The organism is Acidobacteriota bacterium, from assembly GCA_016208495.1.
Classification (GTDB): domain Bacteria; phylum Acidobacteriota; class Blastocatellia; order Chloracidobacteriales; family Chloracidobacteriaceae; genus JACQXX01.
Genome location: JACQXX010000103.1, coordinates 25,750 through 52,412 on the forward strand (window position 1 = coordinate 25,750; position 26,663 = coordinate 52,412).

At 50.1% G+C, this 26,663-nt stretch carries 20 protein-coding genes; 15 read left to right on the top strand and 5 right to left on the bottom strand.

Annotation, left to right across the window (positions count from 1 at the left end; translation table 11 throughout):
- Positions 1 to 4: 4 nt before the first annotated feature.
- The gene (locus HY774_20835) at positions 5 to 1,705 is read left to right on the top strand and encodes an AsmA family protein (protein ID MBI4750933.1); all 1,701 of its coding nucleotides are present in this window, start codon (positions 5 to 7) and stop codon (positions 1,703 to 1,705) included.
- 131 nt (positions 1,706 to 1,836) lie between these two features.
- On the opposite strand, the gene HY774_20840 is transcribed toward HY774_20835, so the two are convergent.
- The gene (locus tag HY774_20840; protein ID MBI4750934.1) at positions 1,837 to 2,106 is read right to left on the bottom strand and encodes a hypothetical protein; all 270 of its coding nucleotides are present in this window, start codon (positions 2,104 to 2,106) and stop codon (positions 1,837 to 1,839) included.
- Between the two features lie 164 nt (positions 2,107 to 2,270).
- Here HY774_20840 and HY774_20845 point away from each other — a divergent pair, with 164 nt between their 5' ends.
- The gene (locus HY774_20845) at positions 2,271 to 2,927 is read left to right on the top strand and encodes a hypothetical protein (protein MBI4750935.1); all 657 of its coding nucleotides are present in this window, start codon (positions 2,271 to 2,273) and stop codon (positions 2,925 to 2,927) included.
- 190 nt (positions 2,928 to 3,117) lie between these two features.
- Entirely contained in the window at positions 3,118 to 3,579 is a 462-nt protein-coding gene (locus HY774_20850) for a DUF533 domain-containing protein (protein MBI4750936.1), read from the top strand.
- Between the two features lie 300 nt (positions 3,580 to 3,879).
- Here the strand turns inward: HY774_20850 and HY774_20855 are convergent, their stop codons facing one another.
- Positions 3,880 to 4,209 (bottom strand): iron-sulfur cluster assembly accessory protein, encoded by a 330-nt coding sequence (locus HY774_20855; protein MBI4750937.1) that lies wholly within the window; start codon positions 4,207 to 4,209, stop codon positions 3,880 to 3,882.
- Positions 4,210 to 4,430: 221 nt separating this feature from the next.
- Positions 4,431 to 5,825, bottom strand: a complete 1,395-nt coding sequence (locus HY774_20860) for an aminopeptidase P N-terminal domain-containing protein (protein MBI4750938.1) — start codon at positions 5,823 to 5,825, stop codon at positions 4,431 to 4,433.
- Between the two features lie 278 nt (positions 5,826 to 6,103).
- On the opposite strand from HY774_20860, the gene HY774_20865 reads away from it, so the two are divergent.
- The 8 genes from HY774_20865 (at position 6,104) to HY774_20900 (ending at position 18,971) form a co-directional block, all read left to right on the top strand.
- Positions 6,104 to 7,036 carry an SDR family oxidoreductase gene (locus tag HY774_20865; protein ID MBI4750939.1) on the top strand — a complete coding sequence of 311 codons (933 nt, stop codon included), beginning with the start codon at positions 6,104 to 6,106 and terminating at the stop codon, positions 7,034 to 7,036.
- Positions 7,037 to 7,327: 291 nt separating this feature from the next.
- Positions 7,328 to 8,389 (top strand): hypothetical protein, encoded by a 1,062-nt coding sequence (locus HY774_20870; protein ID MBI4750940.1) that lies wholly within the window; start codon positions 7,328 to 7,330, stop codon positions 8,387 to 8,389.
- 11 nt (positions 8,390 to 8,400) lie between these two features.
- Positions 8,401 to 9,387, top strand: a complete 987-nt coding sequence (locus HY774_20875; GenBank protein ID MBI4750941.1) for a MoxR family ATPase — start codon at positions 8,401 to 8,403, stop codon at positions 9,385 to 9,387.
- Positions 9,388 to 10,316: 929 nt separating this feature from the next.
- Entirely contained in the window at positions 10,317 to 11,960 is a 1,644-nt protein-coding gene (locus tag HY774_20880) for a formylglycine-generating enzyme family protein (GenBank protein MBI4750942.1), read from the top strand.
- A gap of 497 nt (positions 11,961 to 12,457) precedes the next feature.
- Positions 12,458 to 14,461, top strand: a complete 2,004-nt coding sequence (locus tag HY774_20885; GenBank protein MBI4750943.1) for a histidine kinase — start codon at positions 12,458 to 12,460, stop codon at positions 14,459 to 14,461.
- A 73-nt stretch (positions 14,462 to 14,534) separates the two neighbouring features.
- Positions 14,535 to 15,299: a response regulator transcription factor gene (locus HY774_20890; protein MBI4750944.1), complete on the top strand. Its 765-nt coding sequence runs from the start codon at positions 14,535 to 14,537 to the stop codon at positions 15,297 to 15,299.
- A 156-nt stretch (positions 15,300 to 15,455) separates the two neighbouring features.
- Positions 15,456 to 17,942 carry a hypothetical protein gene (locus HY774_20895; GenBank protein MBI4750945.1) on the top strand — a complete coding sequence of 829 codons (2,487 nt, stop codon included), beginning with the start codon at positions 15,456 to 15,458 and terminating at the stop codon, positions 17,940 to 17,942.
- A gap of 69 nt (positions 17,943 to 18,011) precedes the next feature.
- Positions 18,012 to 18,971, top strand: coding sequence for a hypothetical protein (locus tag HY774_20900; GenBank protein ID MBI4750946.1), 960 nt, complete (start codon positions 18,012 to 18,014; stop codon positions 18,969 to 18,971).
- Between the two features lie 127 nt (positions 18,972 to 19,098).
- Here the strand turns inward: HY774_20900 and HY774_20905 are convergent, their stop codons facing one another.
- Together HY774_20905 and HY774_20910 are read right to left on the bottom strand one after the other, a co-directional pair.
- Entirely contained in the window at positions 19,099 to 19,629 is a 531-nt protein-coding gene (locus HY774_20905; GenBank protein MBI4750947.1) for an Hsp20 family protein, read from the bottom strand.
- A 370-nt stretch (positions 19,630 to 19,999) separates the two neighbouring features.
- Positions 20,000 to 20,890 carry a universal stress protein gene (locus HY774_20910; protein ID MBI4750948.1) on the bottom strand — a complete coding sequence of 297 codons (891 nt, stop codon included), beginning with the start codon at positions 20,888 to 20,890 and terminating at the stop codon, positions 20,000 to 20,002.
- A 512-nt stretch (positions 20,891 to 21,402) separates the two neighbouring features.
- Between HY774_20910 and HY774_20915 the strand changes: the two genes are divergently transcribed.
- From HY774_20915 to HY774_20930, 4 genes are all read left to right on the top strand, one after another.
- On the top strand, positions 21,403 to 22,353 hold the full coding sequence (locus HY774_20915; GenBank protein ID MBI4750949.1) for an HAD family hydrolase: 951 nt from the start codon (positions 21,403 to 21,405) through the stop codon (positions 22,351 to 22,353).
- A 21-nt stretch (positions 22,354 to 22,374) separates the two neighbouring features.
- Entirely contained in the window at positions 22,375 to 23,502 is a 1,128-nt protein-coding gene (proB, locus tag HY774_20920) for a glutamate 5-kinase (GenBank protein ID MBI4750950.1), read from the top strand.
- A 261-nt stretch (positions 23,503 to 23,763) separates the two neighbouring features.
- The gene (locus HY774_20925; GenBank protein ID MBI4750951.1) at positions 23,764 to 24,537 is read left to right on the top strand and encodes a DUF4384 domain-containing protein; all 774 of its coding nucleotides are present in this window, start codon (positions 23,764 to 23,766) and stop codon (positions 24,535 to 24,537) included.
- A 144-nt stretch (positions 24,538 to 24,681) separates the two neighbouring features.
- Positions 24,682 to 26,562: a protein kinase gene (locus HY774_20930; protein ID MBI4750952.1), complete on the top strand. Its 1,881-nt coding sequence runs from the start codon at positions 24,682 to 24,684 to the stop codon at positions 26,560 to 26,562.
- The last annotated feature ends 101 nt before the right edge of the window (positions 26,563 to 26,663 follow it).

The following is a 26,663-nucleotide window of genomic DNA, read 5'->3' on the forward strand; positions in this document are numbered from 1 at the left end:
TGGTATGTCTACGGCTGAACCACCGTTGCCTCCACAGGTCCCTCCAACCATCAGAATCGCCAAAACCCATCAGCCAACCAGCCGACCACGATCAAGTCGGTTGATTTGGAAAGTTGGCGTGGTACTGGTCGTGTTCCTTGGGTTGGTGGTGCTGGTGGTTATTTTTCCCTCTGTGATTCCAACAGGGGCCACAAAATCAAGGCTTGAACAAAAACTGGGAATTTTAACCGGGCGCAATACCCGGATTGGGACCGTTTCCATCAAGTCGGTTTTGTTTCCGACGCTGGTTTTGGAGCGGGTTGAAATGGATGACGACCCGGCATTCCAAAAGGGTTCTTTCTTGCTAGTCCGGCGTCTGGAAACCAGAGTTCCCCTCAGCGGGCTTTGGGGGGCTAGCCTTGAGATTTCCCAGATCAAAGTTGAAGGGGCACAACTCAATCTGGTTCATCGCCTTGATGGTGAATGGAACTGGTCTACCTTGCGAATTCTCACACCAAATCCACTGGCTGCCAGTGACCACCCCTCCCGAACCCCTCGCTCCTGGATTGACCTCCCCTCGGTTCAGGCAAGCAACCAGTCCCACACCGGGGCACTGGTCTTGCTCGACATTCCATTTGAAGTTGAGAAGATTCAGGTGTTTGACTCATCTTTTATTGTCAATTCTGAAAGTAAGAAGGAACCTGAAGCCACAGAGGAACCCCCTCCCAAATCTAGTTCCGGGACCACCACCACTGATGCCCGGCCAGGCATTGAGTCCAATATCTTCCGGTGTACCAATATCAGCACCGAAGGCGTCTTTTCAAAAAATCGGCTCGCTTGCCGATCATTGATGGCGTCATTAGCCAACGGAACCTATCAAGGGGAGCTGGCGATTGACCTTTTGCCCCGAACGTTTCAATTTGAAGTCAAAGGTTCGCTCAAAGGAGCGGAAATGAAGGAAATCCTCAATGCCCTCAGTACCAAACCTGTTGTCACCGGTGCCGTCAGTGGTGATTTTCGGCTTCGGGGAAAATTTGCCGAGAAAACCGACGTCAGCCGATCACTAGAGGGTGAAGGAAAGTTGGAATTACGGGATGGGACTTTCCCGACCATTCGAATTGGCGAATTTTCAAAAAAAGAGGCACCACAACTTCCTGTTCCATCAGGATTTCCATTTCCAATCCCTAAACTACCATTTCCCCAACAACTTCCAGCCCCTGACCAGTCTCCCCCATCGGAATCTCTCCAGTTGGCTGCAGGGAAACCCAAAAGCAAAAAGTCGCCAACCGAATGGAAAACTGGTGTTGCCCCAGGGCCAACTCAACCTGAGGGAACACGTTTTGAACTGTTGACCTGTAGTTTCACGATTGATCCTGAAAAGTTTCAGGCAAAAGAATTGATGTGCAATACCAAAGAAAAAACAGAGGTCGCTGGCCACGGCACCATCTTTTTTCGGGGAAGTGTCACCACGGTTGATTTTCAACTCAAAGCAACCATGACGGCTGAAATGGCTGCCAAACTGCAAAAATCACGACCGGTTGCGTCGGTGATTTCAACTTTGTTGAGTCAAGGGAAAACAGTTCGTCTCCCGCTCAAGGTCACCGGAGATATTCGTCACCCGGATGTTGAAGTTGATTATGTTGGGTTTGTCCGGCCAGGAGACTCCCAAAAGGAGGGAGAGTCAAACAAGCTCCCGATACCAGATTCGCTCTCGTTACCCTTTTAGAGCAGGGCTGAACAAACCGGGGCTGAAGAAAGTGGGCTTGGGGCTGAAGAAAGTGGGCTGAAGATTCGCAAGCTCAGGGCTGAAGAAATTGGGTTTAATACCCTGAGCCCGAAGTCTTCAGCCCAATGTCTTCAACCCGATATCTTCAGCATTTGAAGAAATCGTTGGAGGATCCCGCCGCCACTAGACGTTGATTTTGAAACCTCGGATTGGGCCTGTTCTAACGGAGTGCCAGTTTCAAGTGCCGTGATCAGGTCAATTACTTCGTTGTTGTTTGGAAAACGTCCAAGACGTCGTTTGGAAAAGATCAATTCATCATCGCGGTAGACTTCAAAAATCCCGCCTGAAAGTTTGACCAGGGTTGCCGTAACACCAAATTTTGCTTTAAGTTCTTCTGCCAACCTGACAGCTTTGGGATAGTACCCTCAAGACCCACAGTATTCGACTTTGAGTTTCATGGAAAATTACCTCGAAATGTAAAATGGTTGTGAATGATTTTCCGGGAAAGTGATTGAAACCATTCCAACTATAGCACTTCTTTTGAATGTGAGGAGTTGAAATTGCCGTGACCGCACCAATTAAGATTGTGACGGAAAGTCAATTATCCAATGCCGAGTTTCTGGAACGCTATGCCCGTGAAGGATGCATCGGGTTAGCTGGCGGGCCATCGCTGGTTGATAAAGCCATTCGCCGGGCACAACGCCGACAACGCCCGGATCGAAGCTGGAGCGAGTGGGGGCATGCCTTCTTTTTTCAAGGCCGGCGACTGGATGGCCACCATTGGGTGATCGAATCAGACCTGGAATTCCATCGCCGAAACATCCGGCTTGGGGTTCAGGAAAATCGAATTACCAAATACCATGACGAAGAGTACTTTCAGTCACTGGCCATTCTGGATTTTCATTTGGAACCCGCCCAAATCAGTACCTTGATTTCAAGCGGGTTGGAACTGGTGGCAACCAATACCAAATATTCGCTGCGCGAAATCCTTGGTACCTACCTGGCCTTACATAACATCGGCGGGCGAGCCACCGCCAACCGCATGCAGAAAGAGCGCTCGCTCTTTTGCTCAGCTTTTGTCCGGCATTTGTTCTCGAAAGTCGGCATTGATATTGCCCCCCAGGTCCATGAAAAGCACACCACTCCGGAAGATATTGCTCAAACCACTATCCCCCATACTCTGTATCTTTTGCGTCGTGAGGTCGCAAGCCTGAAAGATTGAATTGGGTTGCTTGATTCATGGTTCAATTTTCGAGGCGGGTTGTGGTACTCTCTGCCGCAATTCAAATCACCAGCTTTTCCACTCGTTCAACCGTTTTATGGCGACTTGCCTGCCTGCCTGGGGTGAACCTTTTGGTTCCTTCAGTGTCCAGTGGAAGCTGTGTCAATCTTTCAATGCGTGAGGATTACCCATGGAAGACACTTCTGCTCAGCTTGCCCATGAACCCAAAAGCGAAGCCTTTAGCCGCGAGGAACGGATTTTATTTTGTCGGGCTGTCGCCAATATGATTACGGCGGATCATCAGGTTTCCGAAGAGGAGCGCGCTTACCTGTCCGGGTTAGTTCGTGAAACCGGTTTGTCGTTGCTCGATGAAGATGTGACCCTTTCGATTGAATCTGAACTCAGGTCGCCGACTCCCCTGGCTGATTTAGTGCAACCGATCAAAAGCCCGGAATTGCGCCGGACCCTGTATCGGGCCGTTGTCGAAGTCGCCCTCTGTGATCGCACGCTCGTGAAGGAAGAAGAGGATCATCTGGCCAAATTAGCCGAACTCTTTGAACTGGATCCTCAGGCCGCTCGGGAATTGATTCAGTGGACGCTTGACAGTTTGGAACTCGAAAAACGCGAATCGGACATTCTGGCCAGACTGTAACCGGTGCCGGAAAATCAATTTGAAGAAAAAGCGAAAGAGCATCCGGGATGATACCCTGGATGCTCTTTTGCTTTGTTCTTTGGTCGTTTGAAGGAGGAATTAGGGACCCAGAAGAAAATAAAGTCCCAATGATCCAGGGTTCAGGGTTCAGGGTTCAGGATTTGAGGCGATGAAGCAACGGGTTCCGCTCAAGATGAGTACCAGGAAACCGGCGGTTACGGCTCAAGTTGGATTAGCCTACCCTGAACCCTGAACCCTGAACCCTGAACCCTGGTGGTATGATATTTCCATCCGACTCCCTTAGACGGTGAAGGAACTGCCGCAGCCGCAGCTTCCAGCCGCGTTGGGGTTGCGGAACGTAAATCCAGAACCCATGACACTTGTCACATAATCAATTTCCACACCTTCCAAATATTGTTCGCTAAATGGATCGATGAAAACTCGTAATCCATTGGAATCAAAAATGTTATCGCCATCGCGTGGGGCTTCTTCAACATCCAGAGCGTATTGGAAGCCTGAGCAGCCTCCGGGCATTACGCGTACACGCAAACCCCCCTCTGTGCCAAGGCCCTCATCCGCAATAAATTTTTTCACTTCAGTGATTGCTTTAGGAGTCAGCGTCAGTTGCATTGCTATCTTTTTCTCACTTTCTGGAATTAGTTAAGGTTTATGTTGAAAATAGTTCTACCTTTGACCGTTGAGCTTGTCAACTCGTGCTTGGAGACAAGAAGGCGAATGAAGAATTGAGAATGAAGAATTGAAAAAAGCGAGTTTAGCCGCTTTATTTCTACACTCTACATTCTCAATTCTTTATTCACTTGTCTTCAGCCCCAAGCCCTCGGCCCCAACTCTCATCGGGCCATCAAGGCTTCAATTTCATCAATCAACTTCGGGACACCAGCCGTCAGGATTTCATTGCCCGTTTCAGTGACCACCACATCATCTTCGATGCGGATACCAATTCCCAGGTATTCGGCAGGCACTCCTTCCAATGAAGTTTGGAAGTAGAGTCCTGGTTCGACCGTGACGACCATTCCCGGCTCAAAGATGCGCGAGACATAGTCGTCTTCCTGTTCGACCACATAGCTCGACGCATCATGCACATCGCTTCCAAGCCAGTGCCCGGCGCGGTGCATATAGAACTTCATATAGGATTTGTCTTCCAGGTTTTTCTCAACTGTCCCTTCCAGCAAACCAAGCTTGAGGAGTTCTTCAACCAGTACTTCGGTGGCTTTGTTATGGTAGTCAATAAAACGGTTTCCCGGTTTGACCATGTCAATTGAAGCCAGTTGGGATTTCAGAACGGCTTCATAGATTTTGCGCTGCGGGTCGATAAATTTCCCGTTGACCGGGAATGTCCGGGTGATGTCCGAAGCGTAATAGCCATATTCACAACCCGCATCAATCAACAGCAGATCGCCGTCTTCCATCAGCCGATCATTGGTGTTGTAGTGCAAAATCGTGGCATTAGCGCCCGATCCAATGATGCTTGTATAGGCCGGACCCAGCGCGCCACGCCGCCGAAAGACATATTCAATCACGGCTTCGATTTCAAATTCATATTTGCCTGGGGCCGTTGCCAGCATGGCTTCACAGTGAGCTTCGGCGGCAATTTCACCAGCAATTCGCATCCGATTCAGTTCCGATGGATCTTTCCGGAGGCGCATTTCGCCAAGCAGGCATCCCGTGTCGCGAATCGTATCCGGTGCATGCCCACTTCGATGTGATCGCCACCGGGCAGCTTTCATGGCGTTGAAAATATGCTGGTTGAAGACTTCATCGCGGCTAAACCGGTAGTACAGGGTCTGGCCATTGTTGAGGTATTCGGCAATTTTGGATGAAAACTCACTGATGGGAAAAGCGACATCCGCCCCATATCGGTTCACTGCGCCTTCAAGCCCGGCCCGGAAGCCATCCCATGTTTCGCGTTCGGGGTCGCGAGGTCTGACAAACATCACGAATTTGTGTTCCGGATGATCATTGGTCAACACCAGGACGGTTTCAGGTTCATCAAATCCGGTCAGGTAATACACATCGCTGTCTGGGCGATAGCGATAATTCAAATCGTGGGTTCGGTGGGCTTCAGGTGGGCTAAAAAGCACCAGCGTATTTCGGCCTAATCGTTCCAAAACCTGCGCCCGGCGGGCTTTGTACAGATCGGCATCAAACGCAACCGGAGCGTGAACTCCGCCTTTGGTGCGTTGTTTGGGTGAAGAGACACTTGCGCTGGATGGTTGTGGCGTCATGCAATACCTCGCGTGATCTGGATTGATAAGAAGATGAAAAATTCACACGCACTATATCACTGGCGTCAGGAAAACGGCTACCTTGGAAAAGTTCCTGGTTGGAAAGGTCTTTGGAAAAGGAATTGCTTTTGCTGATAGCATTGTAATTGGGCGAAGGGCTGAGGGCTGGGGGCTTGGGGTTGAGATTCAAGCATTTCAGTGCAAAATCAAAATACACGGACCCAAAACCAAAACCCAGGAGTCAAATACTCATTTCAAAAGAGAAAGCGGAAATCCATATGGTACAACTTGTTACAGGTGGAGCGGGTTTTATTGGGAGTCATATTGTCGAGGCATTGCTGGGGCGTGGGTATCAGGTGCGGGTGGTGGATTCGCTTGTCACCGGGCACAAGGAAAATCTGGCCGGATTTCTGAAAGATATTGAGTTTATCGAAGGCGATTTAGCTGATCCGGAAGTTGCCGCCCGTGCTGTTCAGGGGGTGGAATGTGTGTTTCACGAAGCAGCAATCCCCAGTGTTCCGCGCTCGGTGCGCAACCCGCTCCAGACCCAGCGGTCAGGTGAAATTTCGACGTTGAACCTGCTTGACGCTGCGGTGCGAGTTGGTGTGCGAAGGGTGATTTTTGCGGCTTCCTCCAGTGCCTATGGCAACACCGAAGTGTTACCCAAAGTCGAAACCATGCCGCCGCGTCCGTTGAGCCCGTATGCCGCCAGTAAAATTGCCGGAGAAGGCTACATGTCGGCTTTTGCGGCATGTCATGATCTCGACACGGTTTCGCTCCGCTATTTTAATGTCTTTGGACCGCGACAAGATCCAACCAGCCAGTATTCGGGTGTGATTGCCAAATTCACCGACATCATGCCACGTGGCATCCGTCCAGTGATTTTTGGAGACGGCGAACAATCCCGTGATTTCTGCTTCGTCAAAAATGTCGTCCACGCCAATTCGCTCGCAATGGATTGCCCCGAACGGTTAGGTGGAGAAGTCATCAACATCGGCTGTGGTGGCCGCATTACCTTAAATGAACTGGTTGTCATCCTGAACCGGATTTTTGGAACCGATCACACGCCGATTTATGAATCAACCCGGGCGGGTGACGTCCGCCATTCGCTGGCATCAATTGCCAAAGCCAAAGCGCTGATTGGATATGAGCCGCTGATTCAGGTTGAGGAAGGGCTGAGGCGGACAATTGAGTATCAGATACCTCAGTGAAAATGGTGTAAAATCTGAGGGGAAATATAACCAACCAGCGAATAAGTGGTTTTCTGTCCGAAAAAGTGATTATACTTTCTGTATCTGATTGATTCTTAAAAATTTCTTCAAGCAATGATGATAGGGATTGACAGTTAAAAATAAATTGTCAATGATTGGGTTTATCCAGATCCCATCTGGATTCTTCTTGCTTTCATTTTCAAAATCAAAACCAAACTTGTTGAGGTGCACGAAACGATTGTTGTGTGCCTACGTGTCATTCTCACACCTCAGAAGTAAGGATCAGAGGATATGGTGGATGAGTCAGTCCTGCTTGAAACTTTGAATCAGCTTACTGAAGTTCAACTGCATGGGATCATTGTGTCAGTTGGCATGCCCCAATCTGAACAGCGCGGTTCTTCTGCTCAGAAGGGAGAAAGAGTGATTGCCTTATTGAATTGGGCGAAAAGTCCGAATGGGTGTGGATTGGGGAAAATTGAAGCTGAACTGAAAAAGCTTGTCTCCTCACCAAAAGAAACCTCACCCCGAGTTCCCCCTGAACCACGCCGTCACTTTTTGTTGATTGAAATTCCTCCCCCTATGTCTCCACGGAGAAAATATCCAGATCAAATAGAGTTTTGGTTCTTTCACGATGATGAGCCTGGATTGAGCGATATAAGGCCCTGTGAACCTTCACTGAAAGGTGTTCAAGCTGCGGTAATTGGACTTTTGAATCAACTTTTAGCTGGGGATTTGAAAACAAAGGTAAATGTTCAAAATTTATTTCTGGAGTTTCTCATTCCTATTCAATACTTCTCCTGGGGAATTGATCAATGGTCGTATCGAGAGGCTGAATTGGGAGCTTATCATTCCGTCGTTCTCCGCTGGCGTGATAGAACAACGGCCAAACAGAACCCCGAAGGTTGTCAGGTTTGGAGCACGGTTGCGAACAAAATTAAAACTTGCCCTGAGTTGTGCCAAACTCCAACTGTGTTTTGGCTTCCAGATGAACACTTTTCGTCACCAAAAAAACTGGTTGTCCACCTCGTTCAAAAACTTTATGGAGCATGCGTCGGGTTTTCGGTAGTTCCAGATCTGACAAAAGAGTCAGTTGAAGGGAAGCTGCTTCTCACCTGTCTTCAAAATGGCGTTCCGTTTGCCCTTTGGTCACGGGAACAAAAAGATTGGGTTGTTTTCAGAGAGCATCTTGGAGAACTTGTGAAAGGCGGTACATTGGAGGAACTTCCGCTCCGAATCCGTGAGTTGCGTGAAAATGCGATGGACAATCCAACTCATCATGGATCCGCATTGACATTCTTATGGGACGATCCACGACGAAATCCCATGGCCCATAAATTTATCCCGTTCAGGTAAGGAAGCGCATTATGCAACACGACTGGAAGATATTTACCGGCAGTGGTCACCCTACGGACGCCATCAATCGCCTCCCGGAGCCGCCACCGTGGCGACAGTTCAAAGGCAAAGTCGTCAAAGAGCGAAACTTCCCAAAAACAGAAAAATCAGTTTCATCTGAACTGATTGAGCGAGGCAAAACATTTCTGGCAAACGATCAGATAGTTGAAATGGTCAATGCGGCGTTGTATCTGCGCCGACCCTTGCTGGTGACCGGGAAGCCCGGTACTGGAAAATCTTCGCTCATTTATCGGGTCGCCTACGAACTGATGCTGGGCGAAGTGCTTGAATGGCCGATTACATCAAGAACAACGCTCCAACAGGGGCTGTATCAGTACGATGCCATTGGACGGCTCCAGGAGTCGCAACTCAAAGGGCAAACACCTGACATTGGTAAGTACCTCAAACTTGGGGCGCTTGGGACGGCACTCCTTCCAACCGCTCGTCCCCGCGCTTTGCTGATTGACGAAATTGACAAAGCTGACCTGGATCTTCCGAATGACCTGCTGAACATTTTTGAAAAGGGTGAATTTCGGATTCCTGAACTTGAACGACTTGACCAGCAAACTGTCGAAATCAGAGACCAGACTGGTGAACTCTTCCCCATTACAAACGGGTACATCCGATGTTCTCAATTTCCATTTGTCGTTATGACCAGCAATGGAGAGCGCGATTTCCCGGCGCCGCTTTTGCGTCGGTGTCTGCAATTGACTCTCGGAGAACCGGATTTAAACCAGTTGGAACTCATTGTTGAAGCGCATCTCGGTGCGAACATTGCCCGTGAATCAAGGGTTCATATTCAAACCTTCTTAAATCAACGGGATACCGAAGCTCTGGCAACGGATCAACTTTTAAATGCCTTGTTTCTGGTCATTGGAAGATCCGGGATTCAGGAAGCGGACCGACCACGATTGATCAAAGAGTTGTTTCAATCACTGACAACTATGGAAACACCATGAATGCCAGTTAAGGGTTTGAAGCAGTTTTGGCTCTCAACCTACGAAGTAGGTGATGGCTTGTAGCCCAGGGCGAGTCTTCGAGCCCTGGGAACCTGATTTTTCCTCATTTTTCCCTGCCCGACCAGCCGCCGTCATAGGCGGCGGCTGGTCGGGCAGGGGTGGGAGACAACGTTTTCCCAGGGTTGCACCCTGGGCTACATGCCTTCCGCCCAGTTCCTGGGCTCAAAACCACTTTTTTTCAACCCGTAATTCGCATCATGATCAAGCAGTTTATCTCCCTCTTAAATCAAACTGATCTCGACCTTGACTATCGCCAGATCGAAGAGGCCCTTTGGTTAAGCCAATTTAACCCAGAAGTGTCTGTGTTGGGGCGGAATGTAGAGCAACCTGATTTTCATAAAGTTTCTGCTTCGGAACAATCTTCAGTTAACAAATCTGAACAACTCAACCTTCAAACTGCTGCCACTCCGGAGAAACAACCGATTTTCCCATCTGGTTCACCTTCTCAAACCGGGAAAGCTCGTGTGTCAAAAGTTCGAGTGGCTGGCGCTCCTCCACTTCCGGAAGCCCCTGCCATCAGTCGTGCGTTGCGCCCGTTCTCACGTCGTTGCAACTCCCAGCAAACCCTTGTGTTTGATGAAGAAACCACCGTTTCTCAATCGGCTGAAGTCGGGTTTACTTTTCCTGCTTTCCAACCTGCAAAAGAACGCTGGTTTGAAGCCATTCTCGTTGTCGAGGACAGTCCTTCGATGGTTGTCTGGCAATCCACGATTCGAATGCTGGCTCAATTGCTGGGGCGTCATGGTGCTTTTCGTGATGTCCGGGTTTGGAAGTTCCAGATCCAGGAAAACAAAGTGCAATTGATTGATTCTTCAGGGATAGTACACGAACCCGGCATTCTTCGTGACCCGGCGGGACGGCGGTTGTTGATGATACTGACCGATGGGGTATCGGCGGCGTGGCAAAATGGGAATCTGTCCAACACGCTCATTGGTTGGGGAAGCCAAACCCCAGTTGTCATCTGCCAGATGCTTGGGGAATCATTGTGGAAATCAACCATTTTAGGCGAGCCGGATGTGATTGTGAGAACTGGTATACCGGGTGTCCCAAATAAAAGGCTTGAGGTTGAGCGCCCGTGGTGGGCAGAAGCATTTCACGCTCAGGAAACTGACCTTCCAAATCCAACCAAAAAACCCGTGCAACTGGCCATTCCAATTGTTTCGTTGAAACCAGAGTTAATCGAGGATTGGGCAAAGATGTTGATGGGGCAGGGGATTCCATACTCGGCAACGCTGGTTTCCGCTTCGCCAGGTACATCAAAAATTCAACCGCACGTTGAGCCTTTGGAAAGAATGAATCCAGAGGAATCCCTGGAGCGATTTCGGATGCTGGTCTCTTCTGAAACATATCGGCTGGCGGGCTATCTTTCCTGGATGCCGCTGACCTTGCCGGTTATTCAGTTGGTGCATTACCGAATGATTGCCAATTGCAAACAGGAGCAATTGGCCGAACTTCTGCTTGGAGGAATTCTCAAACGTCAAATACCTTCTGAACCAAAAGGCGAGGTGGAATATGAATTTGTTGATGGTGTAAGGGAACAGCTCCAATCAGAAGCAACAAATGATCTTGAACAGGTTTTGGCCTGTGTTTCCGCATATGTCGAGCATCAACTTGGAAAACCATTCGACTTTTTGGCCTGCATGATCCATCCACAAGGGAAAGAGTCCCTTCCAGCCATTGCCCGACCATTTGCCAGGATTTCAATTCCAGTTTTACGGCGGTTAGGGTTAACCCACCTGACTCTCAGTGATTTCGAAGAATTGCCACCACTTCCCCCAACCTTTACCAATAGCATCGGCATGGAATTTGTTTTGATTCCAGCCGGAAGTTTTCTGATGGGGTCACCAGAAACTGAAGCTGAACGTTATCTTGACGAAAGGCCACAGCACAAAGTCACGTTCAGCAAGCCTTTTTATCTGGGGAAATTCCAGGTGACCCAGGCACAATGGCAGGCAGTGATGGGAACCAATCCGTCATATTTCAAAGGGGACAACCTGCCGGTGGAGCAGGTATCGTGGAACGATTGCCAGGAATTTTTGAAAAGGTTAAATGCCAAACAGGATGGCTACAGCTACCGGTTACCGACTGAAGCCGAGTGGGAATATGCCTGTCGGGCAGGGACGAGGACGCCGTTTTCATTTGGGGAAACCATCACGACCGACCAGGTAAACTATAATGGAAATTATCCTTACGGAGATGCACCAAAAGGCGAGTATCGCGGAAACCCTACATCGGTCGGAAGCTTTCCACCTAACGCCTGGGGGCTCCACGATATGCATGGGAATACCTGGGAGTGGTGTCAGGATGTCTGGCACGACACCTATGACGATGCGCCAACGGATGGAAGTGCCTGGGAGGGTGAGTTTGATAACGAATATCGGATGATGCGAGGCGGTTCTTGGGGCAGCAGTGCCAGGCTCTGCCGGTCGGCGTTCCGCGACAGCTACTTCCCAGAGGGCGACGATAGGGTTAACAGTTTTCGGGTGGTTGCGGTGAGGACTCTAAATACTTAATGCACTTTTCAGAAAAAGTACAGAGTTCAAGCTTTAGCTTGCTTCTGGCTGAAGGATAGAACAATTTTAGTCGAATCAAGAGCTTGAACTCTGCGATGCTCCACTTTTTGCAAGCTAAGGGAGCGTTAAAAAACAACTTCCCATTTTTGGTTGAGGGCAGGTATTTGGATTGAGCATCCCGAAGGGCTGCAGTTCGGATAGCCGGTCGGTTGCGAGGCTTTGTGAGCTACCACCGGGAAAAGGTTGGTTCCCATCCCCCCGCGCGAGCCGCGCCCCTGCGGGGCGCGGCTCGCGCGGGGGAAAAAGAATCGGCCACCGGATCCGGTGGTAGGCCCAAAGCGGCCAACCAACCGGCTATCCGAACTGCAACGCTTCGCGGTGCAAAACCAAAACCTAGACGTGACAGGATGCCCGCGCTCCCAGGAATTTATTTTTTAACGCTCACTAAAGCTTGAACTCTGAACCGAAATCCGTAATCAGGACAGCGGTGTGTTGATATGCCAGCTTCGATCAATGTTTATTTAACCGTTCAAATTCTAAGTTATGCAACCGGGAGCGTCGTGTTTGTGATGCTTCTCGGGTATTTAAGAAAAGTTCAGCGACTGGGCGGGTGGACGACGTATGGGTTTGTAGCGGTTGTGCTGGGGCTGGTTTGGAATGTGGGAATCTTGATCAATCGGAGCGCGGGGCTGATGACCGGCAATAATACGTTGCCGGTCATTTTCTTATGTGCGGCGTTGGCCCACAGTGCCCTTGTCTGGCTGCCAACCGTTTTGTGGCTTGATCAGGGAACAGTCAGATGGCGGGCGAAATGGTATTTTTGGCTTCAATATTGGGTTAGTTTTCTCTCGGCCATCAGTGCCGGTTTGTTCACGGTTGGATATCTTCTTGGTATCATTGGCCCAATCTTTCGAGCCTGGGGAAACTGGTTGCTGGAAGCAACCGCTTATAGCCTTGTGCTGCATGTTCTTTTGGGCTGGATTCTGTTTCAAGGCAGGCCACACCAACCACCCCGCGAACTGATTTCCACTCGAATAGTTATGGCGCTGGGGTTGATCATGGCAATGAGTTTGTGGTTCAGAGCCCAGCCATCAGTATCACCCGAGTGGACATTGGCTGTTCGAACGGTCGCAGAACAATCAACCATTGTCGGTATCATTGTGTTGTTCAGCTTCCTGGCGCAATTTCGCTTTGCGGATGTTTTTGTGAAGTGGTGTCTGACGATCCTGGCGGCGGAAATTGTTGCTCTGGTTGCGGTTATGGTGGTTTTTGACCTGCTGAAGCCACATATTCGGAAACTTGTCATGTTTCCCAAGGCTGGAATCAGCATTACGGCTGTTTTTGTGGTGGCGGGGTTGTTGCTGGTTTTTCCGCGTATTTCCCGGTTCATTGACAGGGCGGCGGACCGATGGCTTTTTCATCGCCCTGACTATGGTGAACTTTTCAAGGAATTTACACTCAAATCAGCATCCGCATTAACTCAGATGGAGATTTTCAAAATTGCCGAAACGACCGTGAGCCGGGCGCTGGGAATTGAATCAGTTCGCATTGTCCTTCTTCATAAACCGCCTGGTTTCTGTTCCGAAATAGATCTTGGCGCCGAAAAGGTCGTAACGCTGTGGCCAGGTCACCCTCTGCAACGTGCCTTTGACGGGCTTGACCCTGAAGTCATCGTTCCAATGTGGGTGGGCGATAAGCTCCATAGTGTGATGGGGCTGGCTGCCGGGGAACGCCGCCGCCAGCTTCTGAGTGACGAAATCTCGTTTTTGACAACCATTGCCGAACGCCTCAGCCGCCGTCTTGAACAACTGAAATTTGACGAAGACCGTCGGCGGCAACACCTGCAGGAAACTCACTTGCAACAGTTGTTGATGGAAGCTGAAATCAGGGCCCTCCGGGCCCAGGTCAACCCGCATTTTCTGTTTAACACCCTCAATACAATTGCCGACCTGATTGCTGACGAACCCGAAAAAGCTGAACTGATGACCGAGCGACTGGCTGAAGTTTTTCGATATTGCCTCACCCAGGCCAGTCAACCCACGATATCACTGGGAAAGGAATTTGATTTTATTCGGGCCTACCTTGAAATTGAACAGGTCAGGTTTGGCTCCAGGTTAAGGGTGATACTGGAACTAAATCCCAGCCTGGCATACTTTCCAATTCCATCACTGTTGTTGCAACCTCTGGTTGAAAACGCTGTCAAACATGGACTGGCTCCAAAGACGGGGCCGATCAGTCTGTGCGTTCGCGCCCAAGACAATAGAGATTCAATCAGGTTACTGGTTGAAGATAATGGAGTTGGCCAGTACTCCGCGGCTGAATTTTTCTCCGGGGAGAGAAGTTCAATGCGTTCTGAATCGAGTGGTGTCGGGCTCCAACTGGTGACTGAACGGCTCCGTGCGCTGTATGGCGAATCGGCCTGGCTGTCGGTTGAAACAAAGGCTGGGACCGGAACCCGGATTACCGTGACGATTCCAAATCGAGTGAAGGCTGAGGTTTAGGATTTTTGATTCTTTTCGTGTATTTCGTGTATTTCGTGGTTAAAAATCGCCTGGAACTGTTGGTATAGCACTTATGAAACTCAAGACCATCGTCATAGATGATGAAGCCTCAGCCCGATCACGGCTGAAAAAATTGCTTTCCTCTCATCCGGAAATCGAGATTATCGGCGAAGCCGGGGATGGAATGGAAGCGGTCCAACAGGTTGAAGCATTGGGCCCGGATCTCATTTTCCTGGACATTCAAATGCCTGGGTTGAATGGATTTCAGGTCTTACAGGCCCTTTCCAACCCTCTTCCGCTGGTCATTTTTGCCACCGCCTATGATGCCTTTGCACTGGCGGCCTTTGAAGCCAATGCCGTTGGATATCTGCTCAAACCTATCAACCGTGAGCGGCTGGCTCACGCCATTGACCGCGCCCGCCGAATCTCCCAGGTCGAACCAGAAATGGATGCGGAACGCAAAAAAGTCCGCCAGGTTGTCTCTGATTCCGTCTCAACTTTCCCACGGCAAATTGTTGCCCGAAAACAAGATCGGTTTGTTTTGATTCCAACCAGCGACATTGTCCTGGTGATGATTGAAGACAGCGTCGTCAAAATCCAGACTGACTCAGCCCGGTTTCCAACCAATTACCGGCTGGTTGATTTGGAAAACCTCCTGCCTCAGCCTCCGTTTTTCCGAGCCCACCGGTCAGCATTTGTAAATATCGAAAAGGTGAAGGAAATCGCTCCCTTCTTTAAAAGTACCTTTCTGTTAACCCTCAATGATCGAGATGGGACGGTGGTGCAGGTCAGCGAGCGGCAGTCAAAACAGCTTCGGGCGCTTTTACAAGGGCTTTGACCACCAGGATTTGATGGTTATTTATCCGCGCTGGATTGGGTTTTTTCCGCGTTTGGTCCAATTTTCTCCCCTACCATACCCAGATTGTGGATGATTTGACTCCAAACCAGTCCGACAATGTCCAGCCTTCACTCTCACGTTTGAGTCCTCATCACTATGAAAAGATCCCTTATTGCCCTGATTGGGGTTTTGGGCCTGCTTTTGCCTTGCGGACTGGTCCTCCCTCGGTTTCAAAACCCCGGTTTCGCTCAATCGAAGCCAGTCCAATCGCCAGAACCAGATTCCGACGCCGATTTTGATCCAGATTTACCGGCCTGGTTACAGGGAAGGATAGATAAAGAAGACTTTCTCTTTCGGCGGTTTGAATATGTCGCCCAGATGCGTGGTTTACCGCATAGCCTTCCGTATGACCCCAGGATAAAAGCCATCGCTGAAATGAAGCGGGCTGAAGCCAGGATTGGCCGCAGGCAAGCCGAAGGTGCCTGGCGCGAAATTGGACCGGCGCCTATTCCAAATGGTTTTCTTCCAGGCGGTTTGGAATCAACCGTGAGTGGCCGGGTCAATGCGGTAGCGGTGCATCCGACAAATCCTGACATTGTCTATATTGGCACTGCTGCCGGCGGGCTGTTTCGTACATTGGATGGAGGAAAAACCTGGGTGGGACTCATGGAAGAAGCCCAAAGCCTTTCGATTGGTGCTATTTCCATTGCTCCTTCACAACCGACAACCGTGTATGTTGGAACCGGAGAACCGTTTTTACCAGGATTTTTCGGCGTTGGAGTTTACCGGATTGACACTGCCGAAACCAATCCGAAGTTGACTGGCCCTTTGAATCGGGACGGGTCTGGAACTGACATTATGAGCCGGAGTTCAGTCTCGAAAATCCTGGTTCATCCAACCAACCCAAACCATATTCTGGTGAGCACGGTGCCATCCGCCAGCGGCTTCAGTCGGTTTACCTTTCTGCCGCCAAATGGTATGGGATTGTTTCGCTCGCAAAATGCTGGTTCCGCCTTGCCGACGTTTTCCCGACTGGCGGTGCCAGGAAACGGATTGGCGCGACCCGTGACAGATATGGTGTATGAGCCTGGAAATCCAGACATTTTGATTTGCGCCGTGCAGAGTTTTAATTTTGTTCCAGATAGTGCAAGTGTTGGTGGAATCTGGCGTTCGACCAACGCCCAGGCTGACAATCCACGCTTCCAACAAATGGACCCCCTCACCGGCTTAAACCTGTATGTCAAATTGGCCGCGGTCAAAGTTGACACCGGTGTGACGATCCTGGCCGCAACCTCTGAACTCGACAGCGTCAAAGGCTGTGGAAGTGGTATTTTTGCCGGTCGCGGTGGGGTGCTCAGGCGTTCAACGGACAGCGGTGTAACCTGGTCGGAACCAATTACAGGCATTAGCGGGTATTGCGGCACCCAGTGTTTTTACAACATTGCCGTTGCCATGTCGCCGCTTGATCCAAAAGTGATCTATGTGGGAGGTCAAGGGCGGGCTGGACAGGTTGGAAATTGTGCCAGCATCACCTTTGCCAGATCCGGCGATGGTGCTACTTTCTTCCGCCGTGAACGCGGGTTGTATGCTGACACCCATGCGATTGAAGTTTCAGCCACAAACCCATCTATTGTTTACACTGGGGATGATGCCGGGATCTTCAAATCAACCAATGAAGGGATGACCTGGACCAGTTTAAATACCCCGGATCTATCCACCATTTTATTTCATACGGTTGCCTTACATCCAACCAATCGAAATTTCTGTATCGGCGGAACCCAGGATCTTGGGACGGAGTTTCGAAGGGCGGATGGTACGTGGATACAAACAGACAACTCTGATGGCGGGGCTGTGGCAATTGACCGCAATGTCCGCGATACCTCAAATGTCTTGATGTATCACACCTATTTTAATATTCGAAATAACATCATTGGCTTTCTCAGAGTGCGAACCACGGCCTGTGCTGAAAGTGCAAGCTGGGATTGGCGCGGATGCGGGATCCGGCAGTCAAACCAGGGATGCGCCAACGAAGCCATCGCGGCTGACAATGGAATCAATTGTAACGACAACACGTTTTTCTACGCACCAATGGAGTTGGGGCCAGGAAACCCGAACACCTTGTACTTCGGGACTGAGAAACTGTATCGGTCCACTGATGCGGGCGACACCATGACGGTCGTCGGTGGTCCATTTGGCCAGTTCTCTGGTTCGACCCTTGGAGTTCCAATTACAGCGATTGGAATTTCCCCAGTTGATGACAACCTGCGCGTGGTTGGACTCATTACTGGGAAGGTATTTCGTACCACGACGGGCTCAACCACGTTTGATGATATTTCGGGGCCAATTCCGGCTGGAACCTTTGTCACACAAACCATTATTGACCCAACGAATGACGATACGGCCTATGTTACCCTCAATGGTTATGGTCTGGCATTGGGGCAGCACATCTGGAAGACGACCAACCTGAGGGCTGGACGACCAACCTGGAAACCTTCTTCAATTGGAATTCCAGATGTTCCGGTCAATGATCTGGTGGTTGATCCAAAGAACCCACAAGAACTCTATGCGGCTACTGACATCGGGGTGTTTCGGTCGCTGGATGGCGGCAAAAACTGGGAACCTTTCAGCGCCGGGTTGCCGTGAGTTCCAGTCTTTAATGTGGCCCTCCACCCAACTTTCCGCTTTCTTCGCATTGCAACTCACGGACGTGGAATGTGGGATTGGCAGTTTCCGCGAGATCCCGACACTGCCGCTCCCGAAGTGCAGATTGTTTCACCAAATGGCGGGGAGGTGTTGACGCCTTCAAGTTCATTTGAAATCAAATGGACATCACAGGATGACTTTGAAGTCAAAAGTCAGGATGTGGCGCTCTCGACGGATGGCGGTACAACTTTTTCAACCGCGATTGCGACCGGATTGGGCGGCGCTGCCAGTTCCTTTGCCTGGACAGTTCCCGACATGGACACACAGCAAGGCCGCATTCGGGTAACCGCAATTGATGAAGCCGGTAATCAGGGCAGTGCGGGCAGTGCGGGAAATTTTTCAATCACTGGAAACCCGGATTTCTCACTGACCGCAACGCCATTGTCACAATCCATCACGGCTGGTGCCACTGCGGAATTTATGGTTTCAGCTACAGGTCGAAATGGCTTTAGTGGAACGATTGGGTTAGAGGCAGTGCTTGAGACTCCAGTGGCTGGGGTCGCCGTGCGATTGTCGTCAAATTCAGTGGAGACAGATGGCATTGCAACGTTGACGGTTGAAACAAGCCCGACAACGCCAGGCGGGACATTGACTGTTACCCTGAAGGCATCAGGCGGGCAACCTCTCATTGCTCGAACCACAGTCGTTTCAATTATGGTTCAGTCGCCTGATTTCGAACTTGGGTTTGATTCCAGTTCTATCACTTTGCGAAAAGGGGAAAAAATAAAGGTCGGGATAAAAATAAATCGCACGGCTGGTTTTTCAGGGGCTGTAACCGTGACACCGCCAGACACCAGGGCACAGAAACTTAAAATAACTCCGTCAACTCAATCCACCAGCGGCGCCAGTCTTGAATTTACAATCAAAGCCAAATCAGGTGCCACCGTTGGAACCTACCCGTTGACATTTTCCGGTCAGGACTCAACCGGGCGGACTCGGATGGCCACCCTGAATCTGGTTGTTCAGTAGCCCTGGCGAAAAATTGCCAGAAAAAACTATGGAGGGCGACTGAGTGCCCAACTCAGTCGTCCTCCACGGTAAGCTGACGATCCACGCTTTGAAGTTCGGGAAACTTCATTCGAGAAATTTCAAAGCGCTATTCAGTTTTTACTTCAACCTTGGTGCCTTTCTCAGTAACCACGACTGGCAGTGTGAGGGTTAAAATCCCATCCTTTAACGTCGCCTTTGCCTGGGCTGGGTCAACTTCCTTTGGAAGCGGAAGCGTGCGGAAAATGCGATTTGACCGATATTCGGTGTAAACCGTTTTTTCCTCTTCTTTCTTTTCCTCAGTCGTTTCGACCTTGCCGTCAACCATCAGGCTCAGGGGTTCGACGCTCACTTTCAGGTCTTCGGGTTTGAATCCAGGCACTTCGATTGTCACCTTCAGCGCGCCGTCGGCTTCTGTCATTTCAACCGGGGTCCTTCGCAACAATTCTGATTCCGCTCGGAACCAGTCCTCCCAATCATTGCCAAGGTTTGGTTCCCGATGGCTGAAAAGTTCAAAAGCACGATCAGCAATGGTCCGGTACATTTTTTCCATTTGCTCGAAAAGGTGCTCAGCTTTAACAAAAATTGGAAGCTCCGGCTTGGCTTCAACTTTTGTTTTTACAACTGCTTCGCTTTTCATACGACCTCCTTTTAGAAAACTATGGAGATGCACCGTCACAGAGTATTGAGGCTGTGCCTACGATTTTCTTTAGGGCAACCTGTGTGCCATTCTCAAAAAACCATTGAATCAGAATTACCAGTCTATCCAGAGAATACTATGTTCATGGCAAAGTAAAGTTTGTTTTTCAAAGAGTTAAATCAGGAATTCCCTCATTGAAAAAATAAGGGAAAAATTTGGAAAAAAGAAAAAACGAGCGTTGACCTGACTGGCACAGGTCTCTGATCTCATCGGGAATTTTGAGGCTCGGTGCGCATTATTTCCCGGTTAATTGGGAAATCTCACCCAGCCTCCGGAAATATTTTTGGAGTGCGCCGACGTGTCAGCACTTTCAATTTGAGCCTGGCCTGATGACATTGACTGAACATGGCGCGTGGAGTGCCACAGCCTCGGACACACTGCCCATCAAAAACCTGACCAGTCCGCGTTTTCCGTGTGATCCCAACACAATTAAATCGGCTTCCCACTGACTGGCTTCGTCCAAAATACGAACCTTGGCATCCCCTTCAAGCACATGGGCTGACACCTCATATTCAACTCCAGCCAGTTGACGTTGAGCGGCTGCCACCAGATCTTCAGCCATTTTCCGGTGTTCGGTCTGGATTCGACTGATTAAGTCAGACGGCAGAAACCCTGGGTCCGCCACTGGGACGCTTGGATCAAACACACTAACGACTCGAATTTGCGTTGGTGTCGGCCACGGGCGATATTTAATTGAATCAATGGCTTGAATGGCGGATTCTGAACCATCCGTTGCAACCAAAACTTTATATGGCTTGAGGCTGCCGTCATCGGTACCTGGCCTGCGGTCTCTGACCAGTTCGACTGAACAGGGAGCATTGCGCAGGACGGTTTGACAGGTACTCCCCAAGAAAAATCGCACCAGCCTCGAATGGCCGTGCGAACCCAGCACCAGGTAATTTGCCCTCCACTCTTTGACATATTCCAGGATTTCAGCCTGTGGGTAGCCTTCAGAAATGGTGGTTGAGGTGGTCAACCCCAGCCGTGAAAATTTAGCCGCCGCCCGGCTGACCAATCGTTCGGCTTCCTCGACCTGAAACCGGGTGACACTTTCAACGCCCGGTACTGATGGAATGAAGGCTTTGGTATCAACCACGGTCATAACACAGATTTCGGATTGTGCTGGCCAGGGGCGGGACAGAACCTGATGGATGACTGAATCAGACGATGGCGATGAATCAATGGCGACAAGTATTTTCATGGCTGCCTCTCCGCAAAACAAAATTTGAGAAATTATACCATTTTGGAATGAACCTATCGCATTACTGGAAGGCTAAATCATTGAAAAAATTGTATTTACCTGAACTCTGAACCTGATACCCTGAACCCCAAATGGTATTATTTGTACCGGCTGGTGAGGTCACTTGAGTACTGAACACTCACTCGGATGAAACTGTTGGAAAAGGAAGCCGCTCTGATGCTATAAAGACCGGTTTCTTTCCCACGTCACTTTCTGAGTGATGTCCTACCATACTGAGTGCATATCCTGTACCACAACCAGGAAATACTAGTCAACAGACTCGGCCATCAAGGGCCGAGCTTGAGTCGTCAAGCCACGACGCCATCCTGCCGGATGGCCCACCGTGGTTGCATTGGTTCAAGTTCCGGTTGACCAGACCCCCGTGCAAATCACGGGAACCGATTGGGAAGAATCGATAGGTACCTGCGGATGCCGCCTCAGTCCGCTGCGCTACGGTGACCGGTTAAACAGGCATGGGAGTCAGTGCCAGTGCCGGTCACGGCAAACCTTCCCAAATCCGGTCGAGAGGACGTCGAATCCGGTCGGCGGTCACAGTCAGACCGGTACGCACTACCCGACGCAAGTCGGTGCGTGACGTGAATCTTTCACATCACATCGAGGGCGGGAAGGATCCGTTCTTTCCGCTTTCGTCTCAACTCAAAAAGGAGCGGCGTTTCCTCCCGGCCCAGCCAGGACCGGGTCTCCACGCCGAAGATAGGATGAAACAATCACTTTCAGCACTGGTTTTTGATTTTGGCGGTACTTTAGATGGGCCAGGAATTGCCTGGTATGAACGGTTTTTTGTGTATGCCCAGGAATATGCACCGCACGTGACCTGGAAACAGTTTCTTCCCTTTGTAATCGAGGCCGGACGGGCACTGGCTCTCAATGAACGGGCACTCTCTCTGAGCCTCGAACAGACGGTTGAACATCTGGTCAGGCACGTGGTCAATCAACGCAACCCTGAACTGGAGGGGGTTGATGCCACCGAAATCACCAGCCGGTTTCTCCTTGATGCCCGGGCACATTTGGAACGAAGCCGCGAGGTGCTACAGGCATTGTCAACTGACTATCGGCTGGCCTGTATCAGCAATAACTGGGGCAATGCCAAAGGATGGTGTCAGGACCTTGGGTTTGACGAGTATTTTGAACTGGTGATTGATTCGACTCTGGTCAATGTCCGCAAACCGGATGCGAAGATCTTTCAGATTGCGCTTGAAAAAATGAATCTCCCCGCCGAAAAAACAGCCTATGTCGGAGATCAATTTGTCGCCGATGTGCTGGGCTCAAAGTCAGTGGGCATGATGTCGGTCTGGCTCCAAAGCAATCCTCCCAAGCCCTGTCCCGATGCGTCTAAAGTTGACTGGTGTATTACCCAAATTGAGGATTTGCTCGAATTGAAAGCAATGCCCAGATCTTCTTAAAACACCTGAAAATAGAATGCCATGCGAAAATTCTCGTTAAAAAATGTCAAACGGATTGTCATTAAAATTGGCAGCAGTGTCCTGGTTGATGCTGAAGCCGGGTTGAGCGAAGACGTGTTTGCGTCGCTGACCGCTCAGGTTTCTCACCTTCGGAAAGCCGGTAAAGAAGTCGTTTTGGTGTCCTCCGGCGCGATTGCCGCTGGCCGAGTCCGGCTGGGAATGACCGCCGGGCCCAAAACCATGCCCTATAAACAGGCGGCGGCGGCGGTTGGCCAGAGCCAGTTGATGCAGGCGTATGAACGTCACTTTGCCACTCACAACCTGCAGGCCGCACAGATTTTGCTGACCCAGGATGATCTGGTGGACCGTGGGCGATTTCTCAACGCCCGCAACACCGTTTTTGCACTGCTTGAACTTGGAGTCGTTCCGATCATCAATGAAAATGACACCGTGGTGGTCGAAGAAATCAAACTCGGTGACAATGATCGTCTGAGTTCACTGGTTACCAACTTAATTGACGCCGATTTACTGGTGATTTTATCGGATATTGAAGGACTCTTTGATTCCGATCCTAAAGCCAATCCCGAGGCAAAGTTGATTTCACAAGTTGAAAACCTGGACCGTCAAACTGCTTCATTGGCCGCTGAGACCAAAAGTGCGTTTGGAACAGGCGGGATGGTCACCAAATTGGAAGCAGCCAGAACGGCGTCGAGGTTTGGAATTCCAACTCTCCTGGCGCGTGGCCGAAGATCAAATTGCCTGATTGATTTGTTTGCTGGAAAGGCAATTGGCACCCTGTTTTTACCCAGTCAGGAAGCCCTGAGCAGCCGCAAACACTGGATTGCCTTTACCCTCACCCCGACGGGGCGGCTGGTTTTGGATGCCGGTGCCTGCCAGGCCGTCATTCGCGGAGGCAAAAGCCTGCTTCCATCGGGGATCCGCGCGGTTGAAGGGAATTTTGGTGCCGGTGAACCCGTGGCCTGTGTGGATGAGCAAGGCCAGGAAATCGCCCGTGGCTTGGTTTCATACTGTGCCGCCGATATTGATAAAATCAAAGGCGCCAAAACAGCGGAAATTGAAAACCGGCTGGGATATAAGCTCTATGACGAGGTTATTCACCGGAATGATTTGGTGTTGACGGTGCATTGAAAGGAAAGGATGAGGGATGAGGGATGAAAAAATCTTCCCATCTCGTTCATTTCGATTCAGAGAAAGAAAATGACTATCTCATTGACTATATTAGGCTTGAGTTCTTCATTCTTCATTCTTCATTCTTCATTCCGCCTTCATGACCTTGCCTCGAAAAACCACTTCGCAGTACTGTAAAAACACACATTTACAGCCACAATCATTTCACATTCACAATTTTAGTCGTGCATGTTGTTTCGTGAACATAAAGGAGGTCGGTCCATGTTTGCACGTTCCGTTTTGCTGCTGGGCCTCTGTGTTGCGCTCTTCCTCGGAATGCCTCGATTAATGGCCTCAACTCAGGAAGAAGACAGTCCCCGAGGTATTTTTGATACCCAAACCAAACAAGTTCCCTCTGGATTAACCAATGTTCGTCCTCGAACCGAAAAACCAAAACGCCAAAACCTGCCAGGTTCAAAGAAAAAAGACGTTGCCCCGGTCGCCAAATCAAATATGGTGGCGTTGAAGTACAGTGTGCTGGCTTCCGGCACCCAAACCCCTCCCGGATATGAAGTTGGCCGGAATTTAACCAAAATCCAGCCGGTTTCCGGGGAAAAGCCCTATGGTGTCACCAATCCACAACGCAATTTCCGCCAGGGTGACATTATCTTCTTGTGTTTTGAAGTATCGCAGGAAGGGTATTTGTATGTGATCAATCTTGGTTCCGACGGGGTTACCCGGTCATTGATTTACCCGGATCCTGGCAAACCCGCCCGAGTTCTGCCTGATGAACCAATGACCATTGGTCCATTGCGAATTGATCCTCCGGCTGGAACAGACAAGTTGACCGTGCTGTTTAGCAAAACCCGGATTTCTGCATTTGAAGATCCGAAACAGGACTTGAACAAAGTATTTCATCAAGAATTAAGCTCACGCACCTACACCACCATTGAGGAAGAAGAAATTTATCTTCCATCAAAGGAAATCCTGGCCATGTACTTTGCCAATAAGGGAGAGTTGCTCAAAGCTGAAATTGATGTTCGGCATTCTGAGTAACATTTGGCTCATCAATCTTTACCATGACGTTCAGGGTTCAAGCTGGCGGCAGCTTGAACCCCGAACCGATTTTTTTCTCCCTCTCTCCCCCAGACCCATGTTGATTGATCCACGCCAATCCCCTTGACCTTTTCTGTCGCTTGCATGTCATCAAACTCCTTTGAACTAAAACCAAATGAAAAGCTAGGTGACCGCTATGTCATCCAGGCCAAGCTCGGCGAAGGGGGCATGGGAACGGTCTATCGAGCCATGGATGAGCGGAATTTAAACCGCCCGGTTGCCATCAAACTCATCAACGCGAAAGCCAATCAACGCTTTGCCGTCAAAGCCCGCCAACGATTGCTGAGAGAACGTGAAGCCTACCTGCGCATCACCCATCCCAATGTCGTTCAGGTCATTGATAGCGGAGTCACCGATGATGGGAATTTATTCTTAGTTCAAGAATACATTGCGGGCGAATCGCTGGATAAACTGGTGCGGCGCAAGGGGCAACTTCCAAAAAATGAAATTCTGTCAATGGTCGGCCAAATGAGCAGTGCGCTGGAGGCAATTCATAGTGAAGGGGTTCTTCATCGTGACTTAAAGCCGACTAATATCATGCTCCAAAATCTTTCCGGAGGCGGGAAGCAGGTCAAAATCATTGATTTAGGGATTGCCCGAGTTGAAGATTCAGTAATTGAAGACTCCCTTACCGTCGAAGGGGCCAGCATTGGAACACCCTGGTATTCTTCTCCAGAGCAATTAACCGGTGCCGTTGCCACCCCACTGGTTGATTTATGGGCGCTGGCCGTGATTGCGTACCAGCTTGTGACCGGAGTGGCTCCGTTTCGCGAACCGACGATTGTACTGCTGGTGCGCAGGCAGCTTTCAGGCCCAATTTCACCAAAACAGCTTCGTCCTGATCTGCCGGAAGCCGTCAGTACGGTGTTGATGAAGGCACTCAGTTATGAACCCAGCAAGCGGTATCAAACAGTCCGTGAATTTTCAACCGCCTTAACCCTTGCCTTTGCTGGGAGTTCGGGAACCCAAACCAGCAACCAGCCTGGACTGAACCCGATTGAGGTGGTTGAAGAAGTCGAAAAAGATACTGACCCAACCCTGGCGCCCGCCAGCAAAAAAGAAGCTGAAGCGGCCAAAATTGCTCAAATTGCGGCACTCCGCGAGACGGTTGAAAAACCGCTGTCTGTCCCTGCAAATCAAGAAGTGGTTCAGGCTGGTGAACTTTCAATTCGTCAAGATAGTTCCCAACCCGCCATCTCCAGTTTGGGCGGAGCAACCCCCCAAAGCGGTCTAGCTGTGCCGAGTCAGATTGTTGTTTCACCCTCGCAAATCCAGGTTCAAGTTGTGCTTCCAACTCCGTCCTGGCGGCATCCTCGCATCTGGTTCTTCGTTATTGCCGTGGTGGCTGTGATTGGGGTGGTGGTATGGCTGGGCAAACAACCGGAGCCAGTCCCCAAACCCGCCGTTATCAAGGGAACTGGAACCGATCCAGTCCAAAATCCGACCGGCACCACGGCCTCAACCCGACTGAGTTATTCGCTGGTGGTTGACGATCAGCGGGGAACTCCATTTAATGCTTCAGGTCGCGAAATTTATCGTTCGGGTGATTCATTCAAATTTATTGTTGAGACGATGGAAACAGGCCATTTTTATTTACTCAATGAATCCACCAGTGGCGAACTGGTTCAGCTTTTTCCAGCTCCTCATTTAAATCAGGAAAACTCAATCATCCAGGCCAATCAGAAACTTTCACTTCCTCAGGAGTGGTACCAGTTTGACAAATCGGTTGGCGCTGAACGGCTGGTTTTGATCTTTTCGCGGAAACCAGTGGAACTGCTCGAAAAGTTACAATCCAAAAAACTCGCAACACCCCAGGGAATCATCGCTCCGAATCAATCGCGCCAAATTCGAGAATGGATTAAGTCCAATCAGGCTGAAAATAAACAGGAAAACTTCGATTTTGAAACCAGGCTGGAGTCACCGAAAGATCCGCTCGTGGCCCAGATCACGCTCCAGCATCGGTAAGTGACAAGGGGACAAAGGGGACAAGGGGACAGGTGACCAGATGACAGGGTGACAGAGTGACAAGGTGACAAGGTGACAAGTGGATTTTCTTCATCCCTCAT

Excerpts from the sequence above, each read along its gene's own strand:
- HY774_20835 (MBI4750933.1), top strand. The coding sequence starts at position 5 with ATGTCTACGGCTGAACCACCGTTGCCTCCACAGGTCCCTCCAACCATC.
- HY774_20850 (MBI4750936.1), top strand. The coding sequence starts at position 3,118 with ATGGAAGACACTTCTGCTCAGCTTGCCCATGAACCCAAAAGCGAAGCC.
- HY774_20855 (MBI4750937.1), bottom strand. The coding sequence starts at position 4,209 with ATGCAACTGACGCTGACTCCTAAAGCAATCACTGAAGTGAAAAAATTT.
- HY774_20860 (MBI4750938.1), bottom strand. The coding sequence starts at position 5,825 with ATGACGCCACAACCATCCAGCGCAAGTGTCTCTTCACCCAAACAACGC.
- HY774_20865 (MBI4750939.1), top strand. The coding sequence starts at position 6,104 with ATGGTACAACTTGTTACAGGTGGAGCGGGTTTTATTGGGAGTCATATT.
- HY774_20870 (MBI4750940.1), top strand. The coding sequence starts at position 7,328 with ATGGTGGATGAGTCAGTCCTGCTTGAAACTTTGAATCAGCTTACTGAA.
- HY774_20875 (MBI4750941.1), top strand. The coding sequence starts at position 8,401 with ATGCAACACGACTGGAAGATATTTACCGGCAGTGGTCACCCTACGGAC.
- HY774_20880 (MBI4750942.1), top strand. The coding sequence starts at position 10,317 with ATGATACTGACCGATGGGGTATCGGCGGCGTGGCAAAATGGGAATCTG.
- HY774_20885 (MBI4750943.1), top strand. The coding sequence starts at position 12,458 with ATGCCAGCTTCGATCAATGTTTATTTAACCGTTCAAATTCTAAGTTAT.
- HY774_20890 (MBI4750944.1), top strand. The coding sequence starts at position 14,535 with ATGAAACTCAAGACCATCGTCATAGATGATGAAGCCTCAGCCCGATCA.
- HY774_20895 (MBI4750945.1), top strand. The coding sequence starts at position 15,456 with ATGAAAAGATCCCTTATTGCCCTGATTGGGGTTTTGGGCCTGCTTTTG.
- HY774_20900 (MBI4750946.1), top strand. The coding sequence starts at position 18,012 with ATGTGGGATTGGCAGTTTCCGCGAGATCCCGACACTGCCGCTCCCGAA.
- HY774_20905 (MBI4750947.1), bottom strand. The coding sequence starts at position 19,629 with ATGAAAAGCGAAGCAGTTGTAAAAACAAAAGTTGAAGCCAAGCCGGAG.
- HY774_20910 (MBI4750948.1), bottom strand. The coding sequence starts at position 20,890 with ATGAAAATACTTGTCGCCATTGATTCATCGCCATCGTCTGATTCAGTC.
- HY774_20915 (MBI4750949.1), top strand. The coding sequence starts at position 21,403 with ATGGGAGTCAGTGCCAGTGCCGGTCACGGCAAACCTTCCCAAATCCGG.
- proB (MBI4750950.1), top strand. The coding sequence starts at position 22,375 with ATGCGAAAATTCTCGTTAAAAAATGTCAAACGGATTGTCATTAAAATT.
- HY774_20925 (MBI4750951.1), top strand. The coding sequence starts at position 23,764 with ATGTTTGCACGTTCCGTTTTGCTGCTGGGCCTCTGTGTTGCGCTCTTC.
- HY774_20930 (MBI4750952.1), top strand. The coding sequence starts at position 24,682 with ATGTCATCAAACTCCTTTGAACTAAAACCAAATGAAAAGCTAGGTGAC.